Below are 15,900 nucleotides of genomic sequence, written 5' to 3'. Positions count from 1 at the left end.
CGAAGACCAGGATCTCCGGCAGCGAGTTGGAGCCGAGCCGGTTGGCGCCGTTGATGCTCACGCAGGCGGTCTCCCCGGCCGCGTACAGGCCCGCGATCGGGGTGGCCCCGTCCAGGTCGGTGTGGACGCCGCCCATCATGTAGTGCACCACGGGCCGCACCGGGATGAGGTCGGTGGCCGGGTCGAGGTTCTGGTAGCTGCGGCACAGCTCGCGCACGAACGGGATGCGGGCCTCGATCTTGTCCTCGCCGAGGTGGCGCAGGTCGAGGTGGACGACGGGCCCGTACGGGGTGTCGGCCGTGCGTCCTTTGCGCTGCTCGTGCACGAACGCCTGGGAGAGCCGGTCGCGCGGGCCCAGCTCCATGCTGCGCAGCTTCGGGGTGGGGGAAGGGGTGCCCAGGTCGTAGTCCTGGAGGTAGCGGTAGCCGTCCTTGTTGACCAGCCAGCCGCCCTCGGCCCTGGCCGCCTCGGTGATGAGGATGCCGGTGAACGGCAGCCCGGTCGGGTGGTACTGGACGAACTCCATGTCCTTCAGCGGCGCGCCCGCCCGGTAGGCCAGGGCCATGCCGTCGCCGGTCTTGATGGCCGCGTTCGTGGTGAACGGGAAGGCCCGGCCGCAGCCGCCGGTGGCCAGGATGACGGTCCTGGCGGGGATCGCCTCGACCTTGCCGGTCCTGAGCTCGACGGCGATCACGCCGTGGACGCGGCCGTCGTCGACGACGAGCTGGGTGACGTACCACTCGTCATATCTCACAATGTCGGGATATTTCAGGGTGGTCTGGAAGAGTGTGTGCAGCAGGTGGAACCCCGTCTTGTCGGCGGCGTACCAGGTGCGCATCCGTTTCATGCCGCCGAACGGGCGCACGGCGACCCGCCCGTCCGGCTCCCTGCTCCACGGGCAGCCCCAGTGCTCCAGCTGGATGAGCTCGCGGGGCGCCTCGGCCACGAACGCCTCCACCGCGTCCTGGTCGCACAGCCAGTCGCCGCCGGAGACGGTGTCATAGCAGTGCTCGTCGAGGGTGTCGCCGGCCCCGATCACCGCGGCGGCCCCGCCCTCGGCGGAGACCGTGTGGCTGCGCATCGGGTACACCTTGGACAGCACGGCCACGGTCAGCGCCGGATCGCTCTCGGCGACCGCGAGGGCGGCGCGCAGGCCCGCCCCGCCGCCGCCGACGATGAGGACGTCGATCATGCGATCAACTCCCGCGGTCGGGCTCGATCGGGTCCTTCACCCGCCTGCCGTCGTGGCGGACGGCCGACAGGTGGATGCTTCCGTCGTGGTACTCGTGCCGGATCCGGCGGCAGCCGCAGTCGAACAGCTGGTCGCGGATGACCAGGCCGTAGCCGTCGTCATCGACGAAACGCTCGCCTCCGGACTTCTTCCCGCAGGGGGCCGGCTCGGGGGTGAAGGGGATCTTCATGCCGGTCATCGCCGATCTCCTTAGATAGGCGACTGAAGGGGCGGATCTCTACACCCACCCAAGCACTGCGATCCCGTACGGGAAAGGTCAGTCAGGTGTTTCGCCGAGTCGCGCCCGCTCGCGCGCGGTCTCCTGGGCCTCCTTCAGCTCCGGCTTGCCCTCCGGCGGGTAGTGCAGGTCGAAGGCGGGGCGCTCGGAGCGGATGGGCGGCATGAAGGAGAAGTTGTGCCGGGGCGGCGGGCAGCTCGTGGCCCACTCCAGGGAGTTGCCGAAGCCCCACGGGTCGTCCATGGTGACCTTCGGCGCCCGCCTGGCCGTCTTCCAGACGTTGTAGAGGAACGGCAGCGTGGAGGCGCCGAGCAGGAACGCCCCCACCGAGGAGATCTCGTTGAGCAGGGTGAACCCGTCGCCGGCGGCGTAGTCGGCGTAGCGGCGCGGCATGCCCGCCCAGCCCAGCCAGTGCTGGACCAGGAACGTGGTGTGGAAGCCGACGAACAACGTCCAGAAGTGCAGCTTGCCGAGCCGGTCGTCGAGCATCCGGCCGGTCATCTTGGGCCACCAGAAGTAGAACCCGGCGAACATCGCGAACACCACCGTGCCGAACACCACGTAGTGGAAGTGCGCCACCACGAAGTAGGAGTCGGTGACGTGGAAGTCGAGCGGCGGCGAGCCCAGGATGACGCCGGTCAGCCCGCCGAGCAGGAACGTCACCAGGAACCCGATCGCGAACAGCATGGGCGACTCGAACGACAGGTGGCCGCGCCACATGGTGCCGATCCAGTTGAAGAACTTCACCCCGGTCGGCACCGCGATGAGGAAGGTCATGAACGAGAAGAACGGCAGCAGCACCTGCCCGGTGGGGAACATGTGGTGCGCCCAGACGGTCATCGACAGGCCGGCGATGGCGATGGTGGCGCCGACCAGGCCGATGTAGCCGAAGATCGGCTTGCGGGAGAAGACCGGGATGACCTCGGTGATGATGCCGAAGAACGGCAGCGCGATGATGTAGACCTCGGGATGGCCGAAGAACCAGAACAGGTGCTGCCACAGCATCGGCCCGCCGACGGCGGGGTTGAAGATGTGCGTGCCGAAGCGCCGGTCGGACTCCAGGGCCAGCAGCGCGGCGGCCAGCACCGGGAAGGCCATCAGCACGAGCATGCTGGTCAGCAGCACGTTCCAGGTGAAGATCGGCATCCGGAACATGACCATGCCCGGCGCCCGCATGCCGATGATCGTGGTGATGAAGTTGACCGACCCCAGGATCGTGCCGAGGCCCGCCAGCGCCAGTCCCATGATCCACAGGTCGCCGCCGGGACCAGGCGAGTAGACCGCGTTGGACAGCGGCGTGTAGCCGAACCAGCCGAAGCCGGCCGCCCCGCCCGGGGTGAAGAAGCCGCTGACCGCGATGAGGCCGCCGAACAGGAACAGCCAGTAGCTCACCATGTTGAGCCGGGGGAAGGCGACGTCGGGGGCGCCGATCTGCAGCGGCATGACCACGTTGGCGAAGCCCGCGAACAGCGGGGTCGCGAACAGCAGCAGCATGACCGTGCCGTGCATGGTGAACATCTGGTTGTAGGTCTCGGCGTCGACCACCTGCAGTCCCGGCGCGACCAGCTCCGCCCGGATGACCATCGCCATGACCCCGCCGATCAGGAAGAACCCGAACGAGGTGATCAGGTAGAGGTAACCGATCACCTTGTGATCGGTGCTCGACAGCCAGGACGCGATGATCGTCCCGGTCCGCCGGCGCCTGACCCGGTCGAGCGAGGTCTCGCGGACGGTGGTCACGGCTGCTCCCTCCGGTTGAGGTGAACTATTTACCCATTCCACGTCAACGATCGCTCGCCGTGAAGCCGTTTGCCGGAAGATTGCCCTCGCCCGCACTTCTCGGATGGCGGACGCGGGGCCGGGGGCGGCCCGCGGATCTCCTATCCTTCGTAGGCAACCTGATCGGAGGAGAGATTCGTGACCGCTTCGCGTGACTACGCCGCCCTCGCCCAGCGTGGGCTCTCGCTCGACCTCACCAGGGGGAAGCCGTCGCCGCGTCAGCTCGACCTCTCCAACGACATGATCAAACTGCCGACGTCCTACCGCACGGCCGACGGCACGGACGCCCGCAACTACGGTGACGTGCAGGGCCTGCCCGAGCTGCGCGAGCTGTTCGGCCCGCTGCTGCAGGTGCCGCCGGCCCAGGTCGTCGTGGGCGGCAACGCCAGCCTGGCGCTGATGCACGACACGGTCGTGCACGCACTGCTCAGCCGGCTGCCGGGCGCCGGGCGGCGGTGGGTGGAGGAGCCGGAGATCACCTTCCTGTGCCCGGTCCCCGGCTACGACCGCCACTTCACGATCTGCGAGCGGCTCGGCATCACGATGGTGGCCGTGCCGATGGGCCCCGACGGCCCCGACATGGACGTCGTCGAGCGGCTCGTGGCGAGCGACCCGAAGGTCAAGGGCATGTGGTGCGTGCCCAAGTACAGCAACCCGTCCGGCATCGTCTACAGCGACGAGACCGTGCGCCGGCTCGCCGCCATGCCGGCCGCCGCGCCCGACTTCCGGATCTTCTGGGACAACGCCTACGCCGTCCACCACCTCACCGACAGCCCCGCCGAGCTGGCCGACCTGCTCGCGCTCTGCGCCGAGCACGGCAACCCCGACCGGGCCTTCGTGTACGGCTCCACCTCCAAGGTGACGCTGGCCGGCGCGGGCGTGTCGTTCTTCGGCTCGTCCCCCGCGAACACGGAGTGGTTCCTGGCCAACACCCGCAAGCAGTCGATCGGCCCGGACAAGCTCAACCAGCTGCGCCACGTCGAGTTCCTGCGCGACGCCGACGGGGTGGCCGCCCACATGCGCCGCCACGCCGAGCTGATCGCGCCCAAGTTCGAGCTGGTCGACCGCGTGCTGACCAAGGAGCTCGGCGACCTGGCCTCGTGGACCAGCCCGCGGGGCGGCTACTTCATCAGCCTGGAGGTGCCGCACGCCGCCGAGGTGGTGGCCAGGGCCAAGGCGGCCGGCATCGCGCTCACGCCCGCCGGGGCGACCCACCCGTACGGCAAGGACCCGGACGACCGGGTGATCCGGATCGCGCCCACCTACCCCGAGCTGGACGAGCTGGAGCAGGCCATCCTCGGCCTGACCGTCTGCGTCCGGCTGGTGGCCGAGGAACGCGGCTGATCAGCGCGTCCCGCCGGGGCGCCGGAAGCCGAAGATGTACTCGCGCGTCTCGTGCGGGTGGAAGGTGACGTCCACCCCGGGCTCGAAGACGACGTTGTCACGGGAGCAGTAGCACAGGCTCTCCCAGACGACGTACGCCTTCGCCCGGGCGGGCCCCTCGGCCTCGTCGCGCCTGCGCGCCCCGTACGCGCCGAGCACGAGCAGCAGCCCGACCCCCCAGAAGACGCCGGTCAGGCAGAACGGCGCGAGCAGCACCTCCGCCCAGCCGGAGAACTTGCCCATCGCGATCACCAGCGACACGACCAGGTGCAGCAGGGCCGCCACGCCGAGCAGGATGTAGCCCTGGTTCCTGGTCCAGGGCGCGTAGTGGCGGCTGGGGAACGACAGCCAGACCGCGAGCTGGGTGCGGCTCATCAGGTGCTTGGACGCGCCGAGCGCGGCCCGCGAGGGCAGGTCGGCGACCTCGCGCTCGCCCGGCAACCTGACTCGGCCGATCCGGTAGGTCGTGCCCGCCGCCACGACTCCCGGCACCGCCACGACCTGATCGATCAGCCCGCATGCCGGACACTTCACTTCCATCCGCCGCAGTCTCTCCGTAAAGCGGCACTCCATGCAAACCGTAGGGTGCTTCTTGTGAGACCCATCGACGCCCTGATGAGTTCCCTGCCGGACGGCCGGGTCGTGACCGACCCCGACGTGATCGACTCCTACGCCCGCGACCGCACGTTCGTGGAGCCCGGCAAGCCGCTCGCCGCGGTGCTGGCCGCTTCCCGCGACGACGTGGTGGCCGCGCTGCGCTGGGCGAGCGAGCACCGGGTGCCGGTGGTGCCGCGCGGCGCGGGCACCGGGCTGGCCGGCGGGGCCACCGCGGGCGACGGCGCGCTCGTCCTCTCGCTGGCCAGGATGGACGCGATCAGGGAGCTGTCCCCCGCCGACGAGATCGCCGTGGTCGAGCCCGGGGTCATCACCGCCGACCTCGACCGGGCCGCCAGGCGGCACGGGCTGATGTACGCGCCGGACCCTTCCTCGTACGAGATCTCCACGATCGGCGGCAACCTGGCGACGAACGCCGGCGGGCTGCGCTGCGTCAAGTACGGCGTCACTCGCGACTCGGCGCTCGGCCTGGAGGTGGTGCTGGCCGACGGGCGGGTCCTGAACACCGGGCGGCGCACCATGAAGGGCGTCACCGGCTACGACCTGACCGGGCTGTTCGTCGGCTCCGAAGGCACCCTGGGTGTGATCACCGCCGCCACCGTGCGGCTGCGGCCGGTCCCCGCGGCGGCGCCCGCCACGTTCGCGGCCGAGTTCGGCTCGCTGCGCGACGCGGGCGCCGCGGTGTCGGCGATCATGGCGGCGGGCTGCCAGCCGTCGCTGATGGAGCTGCTGGACCGGGCCACGCTGGAGGCCATCGACGACTGGCGCAACATCGGCCTGGAGCCCGGCACGAAGGCCATGCTCATCGGCCAGTCCGACGCCTCCGACTGTCAGGCGGCCGTCGCCCGCATGGAGGGGCTGTGCCTCGACAACGGCGCCACGTTCGTGGCCGTCGCGTCCACGCCGGCGGAGTCGGAGGAGCTGATCGGGCTGCGCCGGCTGGCCTACCAGGCCAAGGAGCGGCTCGGCGCCTGCCTGGTCGAGGACGTGTGCGTGCCGCGCTCGGCGCTGCCCGACATGATCGGCGCGATCGAGGCCGCCGCCGCCCGGCACGGCGTGCGGATCTGCACCGTCGCGCACGCCGGCGACGGCAACCTGCATCCGGTGTTCGTCTTCGAGCACGGGACGAGCGAGCCGCCCGCCGAGGTGTGGGCCGCGGCCGACGAGGTGTTCGCTCGGGCGCTGGAGCTGGGCGGCACGCTCACCGGCGAACACGGGGTCGGCGTGCTGAAGCGGCGCTGGCTGGACCTGGAGGCCGGGCCGGTGACGCGGGAGGTGCAGCACGGCATCAAGGCCGTGTTCGACCCGCTGAACATCCTCAACCCCGGCAAGGCGATCTGACGGGGCCGTTCACCAAGACGTGACCTCGGTCACCATCGCGGTGACGACCTGCGGGGAGACGCTGACAGGCGGACGTCAGATCCGAGAGATATTCCAGGTAGCGACTCATCCCAATAGCCACGCTGGTAGCGTTTTGCCCCAGCGAATGTTCTGTATGGGGGTCCGGTGTGAGTCAGTTCCAGCCGTTGATGGCGGACGACCCGCAACGGCTGGGCGCGTTCGAGATCGTCGCCCGGCTCGGTGAGGGTGGCCAGGGTGTGGTCTACCTGGGCAGGACCGCGTCCGGCGAGCAGGTCGCCGTCAAACTCCTGCACAACGCCCTGACGGCCGACCAGGACGCCAGGAACCGCTTCCTGCGCGAGGTGGCGGTGGCCCAGCGGGTCGCCCGGTTCTGCACCGCGCCGGTGCTCCACGCCGACCTGGAGGGCAGCAGGCCGTACATCGTCAGCGAGTACGTGCCGGGACCGTCACTGCGCGAGTTAGTGATCAACGAGGGTCCGCGCCGGGGGGCGGCGCTCGAACGGCTGGCGATCAGCACCGCGACCGCGCTCGCGGCCATCCACCGGGCCGGGATCCTGCACCGCGACTTCAAGCCCGCCAACGTGCTCATGGGCCCGGAAGGGCCCGTGGTGATCGACTTCGGCATCGCCCGCGCCCTCGACGCGCCCGGCGCGACCGCCACCGGCATGGCCATGGGCACCCCGTCCTACCTCGCCCCCGAACAGCTCACCGGCAGCGCGCCGGTGTCGGAGGCGGCGGACGTGTTCGCCTGGGGCGTCACCATGGCGTACGCCGCCACCGGCAAGCCGGCCTTCGGCGCCGACTCCATCCCGGTCGTGATGAACCGCATCCTGCACCAGGAACCGCAGCTCGGCGCCATGGAAGGACGGCTGGCCGAGCTGGTGGCGCTCTGCCTGTCGAAGGACCCGGCCCAGCGGCCGTCGGCCGACCGGCTGATCGTCGAGCTGACGGGGCAGCCGGCGCCGAACGCCGCGATCGAGCCGGTCCCCGCCCCGCCGAGCCACCTTCCCTACGAGCCGACCCCGTACCTCTCCTCCCCTGCCCCGCCCTTCGGCGGAACGCACCAGAACGGCCCCCACCAGCCGAGCCACTTCGGCATGAGCCACCCCGGCGCGGGCCAGCCGGGTGCCGGGCAGCCGAGCTTCGGGCAGCCAGGCTTCGGACAGGCGGGAGCCGGGCAGCCGGGCCTCGGGCAGGCGGGTGCCGGCCAGCCGGGCCTCGGGCAGCCCGGCGGAGGGCAGTCCGGGGTGAGCCAGCCTGTTCCCGGCCATCCTGGTCATACCGGCCATCCTGGTCATCCTGGTCAGCCCGGCGCGCCGCAGGCCCCGTGGATGCCGGGCGCCGACCCCATGCCGCACACCGGCGCGTACGGCCCGATGGGCCCCGGGACGCCGGGGGTCCCCGGCGGGCCGGGCCCGCACAGCGGACCGAGCGGACCCAGCGGGCCGATAGGTCCCGGTGCGCCAGGCTCACCCGGTGCGCCCGGCCTCCACGGCGCGCCCGGTGGGCCAGGTGGCCCTGGCCTCGGTGGACCCGGTGGACCTGGGATGCCAGGTTTCTCCGGTGGACCCGGTGGCGCGCCCGAGACGACGGGCGGGGACGCTGCCGGTCCCGGCGGGTACCCGGGGATGCACGGGCACCCCGGCATGGGCGCGCAGTCGTTCCCGCAACACTCGGGGCCCACCGCCCAGGGTGGCCCCGCCTACGGTCAGCACGGTCAGTCAGCGCCCGCCCCCGGTCAGGGTGGTCCCGGGCAGAACGGTCCCGGGCAGAACGGTCCCGGTCAGAACGGTCCCGGGCAGGGCGGTCCCGGGCAGGGCGGCGCTGAGCAGGGCCGGTCCGGGCGAGGTCGTCGCCGGCAGGGCCGGCGTGGCCAGAACGGGCCCGGGCAGGGCGGTCCCGGAGGAGGCAAGGAGCCTCGGGAGCCGATGTCCAAGCAGCGCCGGACGCTCACCTTCGCCCTCTCCGGCACCGCCGCCGCGGCGCTGCTCGTGGTGGTCGGGGCCGTCCTGGTGCAGGCCAACGCCACGTCCACGCCGGTGCGCAACGTGGACAACGCCACCGCCACCGCCCCGGTCACGGCCGAGCCGGTCCCGGACACGTACTCGCCCGTCCCCACGCCGGAGCTGGAGTCGCCCAAGCCGACCAGGACCAAGAAGAAGAGGCCCGAGGACAGCGCCACGCAGGTGCCCGACTCGGTCACGATCCCCACGACCCGTCCGACCACCAAGAAGCCCTCGCCTTCGCCGACGAAGACGAAGAAGAAACGGGACACCGTCGTGGAGCCGGACATCGAGCCGACCGTGTACCCCACGAGCGGCGGCGGGGAGACGAGCCTGCCGACCAAGCCGCGCCGCTGATCAAGAACACCACGAACGTGGTCGCCCTGTGCGGCTCCGGCTACCAGGTGATCAATCAGCGCAAGCCGGCCGACAGGTCGGGCCGGGACGCCGCCATGGTCTACCTGCTCCACCACACCGGCCAGGGCAGGAACCGCGTGGCGACCACGTCGCTCCACGTCCACGGCACGAAGGTCCGGATGGACGTCCACCTCCAGGTCGAGGGCGGCTCGACGGCCACCGGTCCGGGCTCGATTCGGGGCCGCTCCTCCTCACGGAGGGTTGGCCCTTCTCATGCGGGGAGGATCGCGCTACCGTTCCTGACGTGATCGTCAAGTCGCTCACCCGGCGCGGGAGGCGCACGCGCGCCGCGCTCCTGGGCGCGGGGCGTGAGGCGTTCGAGGAGTGCGGGTACGACGCGGTACGGGTGGACGACGTGTGCGTGCGCGCCGGGGTGTCGCACGGCACGTTCTACACGTACTTCGACTCCAAGGAGGCGTTGTTCGCCGAGGTCGCGGGGGCGGTGGTGGGTGAGATGTTCGCGGCGAGCGTGGTCGGCCCGGCCGCGCCGGCGGACCCGTACGCGCGGATAGCCGCCGCCAACCGGCTCTACCTGCGGGCCTGGGCGGCGAACTCGCGGCTGGTGCGGATGCTGGAGCACGCGGCCACCGTCGACGACCGGTTCGGCGGCCTGCTGCTGGAGCTGCGCGAGGTGTTCGTGCGGCGCGGCGAGGACGGCCTGCGGCGGCTGCAGGAGCAGGGCCTGGCCGACCCGTCGCTCGACCCGAGGCTGACGGCGATCATGCTGGGCGGCATGGTGGAGCACTTCGCGCACGTCTGGCTCGACCTGGGCGAGCCCGCGGGTGAGGAGGCGGCCGTGGACCACCTGACCCGGCTCTGGGCACGGGCCATCGGATTGACGCTGCCGTCAGGCTCAGGGGAGGCAACGTGATCGTCAGCAGGCTCGACACCGGCGACGGCGACTACGCGCGCCGCCGTGAGGCGATGCTCGCCAAGCTGGCGGAGCTGGACGCCGAGCACGCCAAGGCGGTCGCGGGCGGCGGCGCCAAGTACGTCGAGCGCCACCGGGCGCGCGGCAAGCTGCTCGCCCGCGAGCGGATCGAGCTGCTCGTCGACCCGGACTCGCCGTTCCTGGAGCTGTCGCCGCTGGCCGCCTGGGGCAGCGACTTCCCGGTCGGGGCGAGCGTGGTGACCGGCATCGGCGTGGTCGAGGGCGTCGAGTGCCTGATCAGCGCGAACGACCCGACGGTGCGGGGCGGCGCGTCCAACCCGTGGACGCTGCGCAAGACGCTGCGGGCCGCCGACATCGCGATGGAGAACCGCCTGCCGTACGTGAACCTCGTGGAGAGCGGCGGCGCCGACCTGCCGACCCAGAAGGAGATCTTCATCCCGGGCGGCCGGATCTTCCGCGACCTGACGCGGCTGTCGGCTGCCGGAATCCCGACGATCGCGCTGGTGTTCGGCAACTCCACGGCGGGCGGCGCGTACGTCCCGGGGATGAGCGACTACACGGTGATGGTGCGCGAGCGGGCCAAGGTGTTCCTGGGCGGGCCGCCGCTGGTCAAGATGGCGACCGGCGAGGAGTCCGACGACGAGTCGCTGGGCGGGGCCGAGATGCACGCCCGGGTGAGCGGCCTGGCCGACTACCTCGCCGCCGACGAGCACGACGCGCTGCGCATCGGCCGCCGCGTCGTCCGCTCGCTCCACTGGCGCAAGCGCGGCGTCGAGCCGTACCCGGTGCGCGAGCCGGCCTACCCGGCGGAGGAGCTGCTGGGGATCGTGCCGGAGGACCTGAAGGTGCCCTTCGACCCGCGCGAGGTGATCGCGCGGGTGGTCGACGGCAGCGCGTTCGAGGAGTTCAAGCCGCTGTACGGGCCGTCGCTGGTGACGGGCTGGGCACGGCTGCACGGCTACCCGGTGGGCGTCCTGGCCAACGCCCGCGGGGTGCTGTTCAGCGCGGAGTCGCAGAAGGCCACCCAGTTCATCCAGCTCGCCAACCAGACCCGCACCCCGCTGATCTTCCTGCAGAACACCACGGGTTACATGGTCGGCAAGGAGTACGAGCAGGGCGGCATCATCAAGCACGGCGCGATGATGATCAACGCGGTGTCCAACTCGACCGTGCCGCACCTGACCGTGGTCATGGGCGCCTCGTACGGCGCGGGCAACTACGGCATGTGCGGTCGCGCGTACGGGCCCAGGTTCCTGTTCAGCTGGCCGAGCGCCAAGTCGGCGGTGATGGGCCCCGCGCAGCTCGCCGGGGTGCTGTCGATCGTCGGCCGCGCCGCGGCCGGGGCGCGCGGCCAGGTGTACGACGAGGAGGCGGACGCGGCCATGCGGGCGATGGTGGAGGCGCAGGTGGAGGCGGAGTCGCTGCCGTTCTTCCTGTCGGGCCGGCTCTACGACGACGGGGTGATCGACCCGCGCGACACCCGGACGGTGCTGGGCCTGTGCCTGTCGGCGGTCAACAGCGCGCCGGTGCCGGAGCCGGCCGGGTTCGGGGTGTTCCGGCCGTGATCAGGCGTCTGCTGGTGGCGAACCGGGGCGAGATCGCCCGCCGGGTCTTCCGTACCTGCCGTGAGCTGGGCATCGGCACCGTGGCCGTCTACTCCGACGCGGACGCCGGCGCGCCGCACGTGGCCGAGGCCGACCTGGCGGTGCGGCTGGCCGGGGTGACGCCCGCCGAGACCTACCTGGCGATCGGCCGGGTGATCGAGGCGTGCCGGGTGGCGGAGGCGGACGCGGTCCATCCGGGGTACGGGTTCCTGTCGGAGAACGCGGAGTTCGCCGGGGCCGTCCTGGACGCCGGGCTGACCTGGGTCGGGCCGCCGCCGCGGGCCGTCGCGGCGATGGGCGCCAAGACCGAGGCCAAGCGGCTGATGGCGGAGGCCGGGGTGCCGGTGCTGCCGACCCTCGATCCGGAGTCGCCCGGCGAGTTCCCGGTGCTGGTCAAGGCGCGGGCGGGCGGCGGCGGGCGCGGCATGCGGGTGGTGCGCGGGCCCGCCGAGCTGGCGGGGCAGGTGGAGTCGGCGCGGCGGGAGGCGCTGGCGGCCTTCGGCGACGGCGAGGTGTTCGCCGAGCCGCTGCTGGAGGGGGCCAGGCACGTCGAGGTGCAGGTCCTGGCCGACGGGCACGGCACCGTGTGGGCGCTGGGCGAGCGGGAGTGCAGCGTCCAGCGCAGGCACCAGAAGGTGGTGGAGGAGTGCCCGTCGCCGGGGGTGACGCCGGAGCTGCGGGCCCGGCTGGAGGAGGCGGCCGTCCGCGCCGCGCGCGCCATCGGGTACGTGGGGGCGGGGACGGTCGAGTTCCTGGTCGCGGGCGAGCGGGTGGCGTTCCTGGAGATGAACACCCGGCTGCAGGTCGAGCATCCGGTGACCGAGCTGGTGTACGGGGTGGATCTGGTCCGGCTGCAGCTGGAGGTGGCCGAGGGCGCCCGGCTGCCGGCCGCGCCGCCGCGGCCGGGCGGGCACGCGGTGGAGGTCCGGCTGTGCGCGGAGGATCTCGCGTACCTGCCGCAGTCGGGGACGCTGCACCGGTTCGAGGTGACCGGCGCGGTCCGGGTGGACGCGGGGGTGGAGAGCGGGTCTGTGGTGCCGCCGCACTACGACTCCATGCTGGCCAAGATCGTCGGTTACGGGGCCACGCGGGGCGAGGCGGTGCGCAGGCTGACGGCGGCGTTGCGCGGCGCCCGCCTGCACGGCGTCACCACCAATCGCGACATGATCCTCCAGATCCTCACAAATCGTGATTTCGAGAGGGGCGACACCCACACCGGTTTCCTCGACGAGCACCCGCCCACGGCTCCCCCGCCTCCCGGCGACCAGGAGGCGCTGGCCGCCGCGCTGGCCCTGGCCGCCGCCAACCGCGACCGCGCCCCGGTCCTGCGCGCCCTCCCCTCCGGCTGGCGCAACGTCCGCTCGCAGCCCCGTACGGCCCGCTTCGAGGAGACCGAGGTCGTCTACGACCCGCTCCCCCACGCCACCACCCTGATGGAGGTCGTCCCGGCTGACGCCGTCCGGCCGGCGGACGGTCCCGGGGCGTACCGGGTGGTCCTGGAGGAGTCCGGGGTGCGGCGGGCGTTCGAGGTGTGCTGGTACGGCGAGGGGAAGGTCTACGTCGACGGCCCGCGAGGCGCCGCCGTGCTGACCCCCGTGCCGCGCCTGCCGGAGCCCGTCGAGCACGTCGCTCCCGGCTCGCTGCTGGCCCCCATGCCGGGCAGCGTGCTGCGGGTGGAGGTGGGGCCGGGTGACCGGGTGGCGAAGGGGACCCCGATCCTGGTGCTGGAAGCGATGAAGATGGAGCACGCGGTCACCGCCCCCGCGGCGGGCGTGGTCGCGACCGTGCACGTGGAGAAGGGCCGGCAGGTGGACGCGGGCGCCGTGCTGGCGATGATCGAGGAAGAGGATCCATGACGGAGCTGGTGCGCAGCAGCCTGGCCGGCGGGGTCGCGACGCTGACCCTGGACTCGCCGAAGAACCGCAACGCGTTGTCCACCGGGCTCCTGGCCGAGCTGGACTCCCAGCTGCGGCGGGCGCTCGACGACGACGCGGTGCGGGTGATCGTGCTGACCGGCGCGGGCCCGGTGTTCTGCTCGGGGGCGGACCTGAAGGAGCAGCGCGACCCGTCCGCCGCGCCGGTGACGACGTCGCTGCCGGACATCCTGACCATGCTCTGGAAGAGCCCCAAGCCCGTGGTGTGCCGGCTCAACGGCACCGCCCGCGCGGGCGGACTCGGCCTGGTGACGGCGTGCGACTTCGCGATCGCGCCCGACACGGCGACGTTCGCGTTCTCCGAGGTGCGGCTCGGCGTGGTGCCCGCCATGATCGCGGTGCCGGTGCTGCGCCGGGTGAACCCGCGGGCCGCGGCCGAGTACTTCCTGACCGGCGAGGTCTTCGACGCGGCCAGGGCGGTGGAGATCGGCCTGCTCAACCGGGCGGTGCCGGAGGAGGAACTGGACGCGACCGTACGCCACTACACCGAGATGCTGGTCAAGGGCGGGCCGGAGGCGCTGGCGATCACCAAGGTGCTGGTGGGCGAGCTGCCCGCGGTGCCGTTCGAGGAGGGGCTGCGGCGGATGGCCGAGCTGTCGGCCGAGCGCTTCACCTCCGAGGAGGGCCAGGAGGGCATCGCCGCCTTCATGGCCAAGCGCCCGCCCCGCTGGGTCCCGTGAGCCGCGCCGTGCTCCGGGTGGCGAACTGCAGCGGCTTCTACGGCGACCGGCTGTCGGCGGCCCGCGAGATGGTCGAGGGCGGCCCGATCGACGTGCTCACCGGCGACTGGCTGGCCGAGCTGACCATGCTCATCCTGGCGGGGAACCGGCTCAAGGGCCGTCCCGGCTACGCGCCGACGTTCCTGCGCCAGGTGGAGGACGTGCTCGGCGCCTGCCTGGAGCGCGGCATCAAGATCGTGTCGAACGCGGGCGGGCTCGACCCGGCGGGCTGCGCCCAGGCCGTGCGCGAGCTCGCCGACCGGCTGGGCCTGTCCGCCAGGGTCGCGCACGTGGCCGGCGACGACCTCATGGGCCGCGACCTGGACCTGGTCAACGCCGACACCGGCGAGCGGCTCGCGGCCGCCCCGCTCACGGCCAACGCCTATCTCGGCGGCCGGCCCATCGCCGCCGCCCTGGCGGCCGGCGCGGACGTGGTGGTGACCGGCCGCGTCACGGACGCGGCCCTGGTGACGGGGCCCGGCATCTGGCGGTACGGGTGGGGTCCGGACGACCTCGACCCGCTCGCGGGCTCGGTCGTCGCCGGCCACGTCATCGAGTGCGGCTGCCAGGCGACGGGCGGCAACTACGCGTTCTTCCAGGACGTGCCGGACCTGGCGCACTGCGGCTTCCCGATCGCCGAACTGCACGCCGACGGCTCGTGCGTGATCACCAAGCACCCCGGCACCGGCGGGCTGGTCTCGGTCGGCACGGTCACGGCCCAGTTGCTGTACGAGATCGCGGACCCGCGCTACCCAGGACCTGACGTGGTGGCCCGGTTCGACACGATCCGCCTGGAGCCCGACGGTTCCGACCGGGTCCGCGTCACCGGCGTCCGCGGCGAGCCGCCGCCCGGCACGCTCAAGGTCGCGGTCAACTACCCGGCCGGCTACCGCAACACGATGACCCTCGTGCTCACCGGGCTGGACGTCGAGGACAAGGCCCGGGTCGCGGAGGAGGCGATCTGGGCGCGGATCCCGAAGGACTCCTTCGACCAGGTGGACGTCACGCTGACCGCTCAGGGCCTGCTCAGGATCACGGTCATGGACGCCGACCGGCGCACGGCGGGCCGGGCGTTCTCCTCGGCCGTGGTGGAGACCGGGCTGGCCGGCTATCCCGGCTTCTACGGGCTCACCCCGCCGGGCGACGCCTCGCCGTACGGGGTGTACTGGCCGGTCCTGGTGCCGGCGTCGGAGGTCCGCCCGGAGGTGTACCTGGACGGCGAACCCGTCCCCGTGGACTACCCAGGCCCTCCGGCGGAGCCCGCCGCGGTGGCGGAGTCCGACCCTCCGGCGGAGTCCGGCGCGGTGGCGGAGCCCGGCGCGGAGAGCGGCGCGCCGGTCGTGGAGGGGGCGACGGTGCGGATGCCGCTGGGGCGGATCGCCGGGGCGCGCTCCGGTGACAAGGGCGGCAACGCGAACCTGGGCGTGTGGACCACCACGCCCGAGCGCTACGCCTGGCTGGCCGCGCACCTCACCACCGAGCGCCTGAAGGAGCTGCTGCCCGAGCTGGCCCCCTACCGCGTCGACCGCCACCCGCTGCCCAACCTGAACGCGCTGAACTTCGTCGTCCACGGCCTGCTCGGCCGGGGCGTGGCCGCGAGTCCCCGGATGGACGCCCAGGCCAAGGCGCTCGGCGAGGAGCTGCGCGCCCAGCCGGTGGACGTGCCGGAAAGCCTCATTTAAACGATTTGAGGGCATATATCCTCGTACGCGAGGATGACCGG

General features: G+C 72.4%; 13 protein-coding genes. 9 read left to right on the top strand and 4 right to left on the bottom strand.

Annotated features, from left to right (window positions below):
* From OUY22_RS21825 to ctaD, 3 genes are all read right to left on the bottom strand, one after another.
* Positions 1-1,192: FAD-binding protein (locus tag OUY22_RS21825; protein ID WP_270156933.1), on the bottom strand; the 1,192-nt coding region annotated here is incomplete at its 3' end.
* Between the two features lie 4 nt (positions 1,193-1,196).
* Entirely contained in the window at positions 1,197-1,430 is a 234-nt protein-coding gene (locus OUY22_RS21820; RefSeq protein WP_270156932.1) for a hypothetical protein, read from the bottom strand.
* Positions 1,431-1,508: 78 nt separating this feature from the next.
* The gene (gene ctaD / locus OUY22_RS21815) at positions 1,509-3,209 is read right to left on the bottom strand and encodes an aa3-type cytochrome oxidase subunit I (RefSeq protein ID WP_270156931.1); all 1,701 of its coding nucleotides are present in this window, start codon (positions 3,207-3,209) and stop codon (positions 1,509-1,511) included.
* Positions 3,210-3,386: 177 nt separating this feature from the next.
* Between ctaD and OUY22_RS21810 the strand changes: the two genes are divergently transcribed.
* The gene (locus OUY22_RS21810) at positions 3,387-4,592 is read left to right on the top strand and encodes an aminotransferase class I/II-fold pyridoxal phosphate-dependent enzyme (protein WP_270156930.1); all 1,206 of its coding nucleotides are present in this window, start codon (positions 3,387-3,389) and stop codon (positions 4,590-4,592) included.
* Here OUY22_RS21810 and OUY22_RS21805 read toward each other — a convergent pair whose 3' ends face one another.
* The gene (locus OUY22_RS21805) at positions 4,593-5,171 is read right to left on the bottom strand and encodes a hypothetical protein (RefSeq protein WP_270156929.1); all 579 of its coding nucleotides are present in this window, start codon (positions 5,169-5,171) and stop codon (positions 4,593-4,595) included. It abuts the gene before it with no gap.
* Between the two features lie 54 nt (positions 5,172-5,225).
* On the opposite strand from OUY22_RS21805, the gene OUY22_RS21800 reads away from it, so the two are divergent.
* The 8 genes from OUY22_RS21800 to OUY22_RS21765 all read left to right on the top strand — a co-directional run bounded on the left by OUY22_RS21800 (position 5,226) and on the right by OUY22_RS21765 (position 15,859).
* Positions 5,226-6,587 (top strand): FAD-binding oxidoreductase, encoded by a 1,362-nt coding sequence (locus OUY22_RS21800; protein ID WP_270156928.1) that lies wholly within the window; start codon positions 5,226-5,228, stop codon positions 6,585-6,587.
* Positions 6,588-6,754: 167 nt separating this feature from the next.
* On the top strand, positions 6,755-8,968 hold the full coding sequence (locus OUY22_RS21795; RefSeq protein ID WP_270156927.1) for a protein kinase domain-containing protein: 2,214 nt from the start codon (positions 6,755-6,757) through the stop codon (positions 8,966-8,968).
* A 17-nt stretch (positions 8,969-8,985) separates the two neighbouring features.
* Complete coding sequence (locus OUY22_RS21790; RefSeq protein ID WP_270156926.1) at positions 8,986-9,276, top strand: hypothetical protein; 291 nt, start codon at positions 8,986-8,988, stop codon at positions 9,274-9,276.
* On the top strand, positions 9,273-9,899 hold the full coding sequence (locus tag OUY22_RS21785; RefSeq protein WP_270156925.1) for a TetR/AcrR family transcriptional regulator: 627 nt from the start codon (positions 9,273-9,275) through the stop codon (positions 9,897-9,899). Before OUY22_RS21790 ends, OUY22_RS21785 begins: the two co-directional genes overlap by 4 nt.
* A gap of 53 nt (positions 9,900-9,952) precedes the next feature.
* Positions 9,953-11,485, top strand: coding sequence for an acyl-CoA carboxylase subunit beta (locus tag OUY22_RS21780; protein WP_270156934.1), 1,533 nt, complete (start codon positions 9,953-9,955; stop codon positions 11,483-11,485).
* Positions 11,482-13,380, top strand: a complete 1,899-nt coding sequence (locus tag OUY22_RS21775) for an ATP-binding protein (protein WP_270156924.1) — start codon at positions 11,482-11,484, stop codon at positions 13,378-13,380. Before OUY22_RS21780 ends, OUY22_RS21775 begins: the two co-directional genes overlap by 4 nt.
* Entirely contained in the window at positions 13,377-14,138 is a 762-nt protein-coding gene (locus tag OUY22_RS21770; protein WP_270156923.1) for an enoyl-CoA hydratase/isomerase family protein, read from the top strand. Before OUY22_RS21775 ends, OUY22_RS21770 begins: the two co-directional genes overlap by 4 nt.
* Positions 14,135-15,859 (top strand): acyclic terpene utilization AtuA family protein, encoded by a 1,725-nt coding sequence (locus OUY22_RS21765; RefSeq protein ID WP_270156922.1) that lies wholly within the window; start codon positions 14,135-14,137, stop codon positions 15,857-15,859. Before OUY22_RS21770 ends, OUY22_RS21765 begins: the two co-directional genes overlap by 4 nt.
* The last annotated feature ends 41 nt before the right edge of the window (positions 15,860-15,900 follow it).

Origin of the sequence: Nonomuraea corallina, from assembly GCF_027620315.1 — a bacterium.
GTDB classification, from domain to species: Bacteria; Actinomycetota; Actinomycetes; order Streptosporangiales; family Streptosporangiaceae; genus Nonomuraea; species Nonomuraea corallina.
The sequence above is the reverse complement of the archived record's forward strand: the minus strand, read 5'-3'. Positions and strand labels throughout refer to the sequence as shown.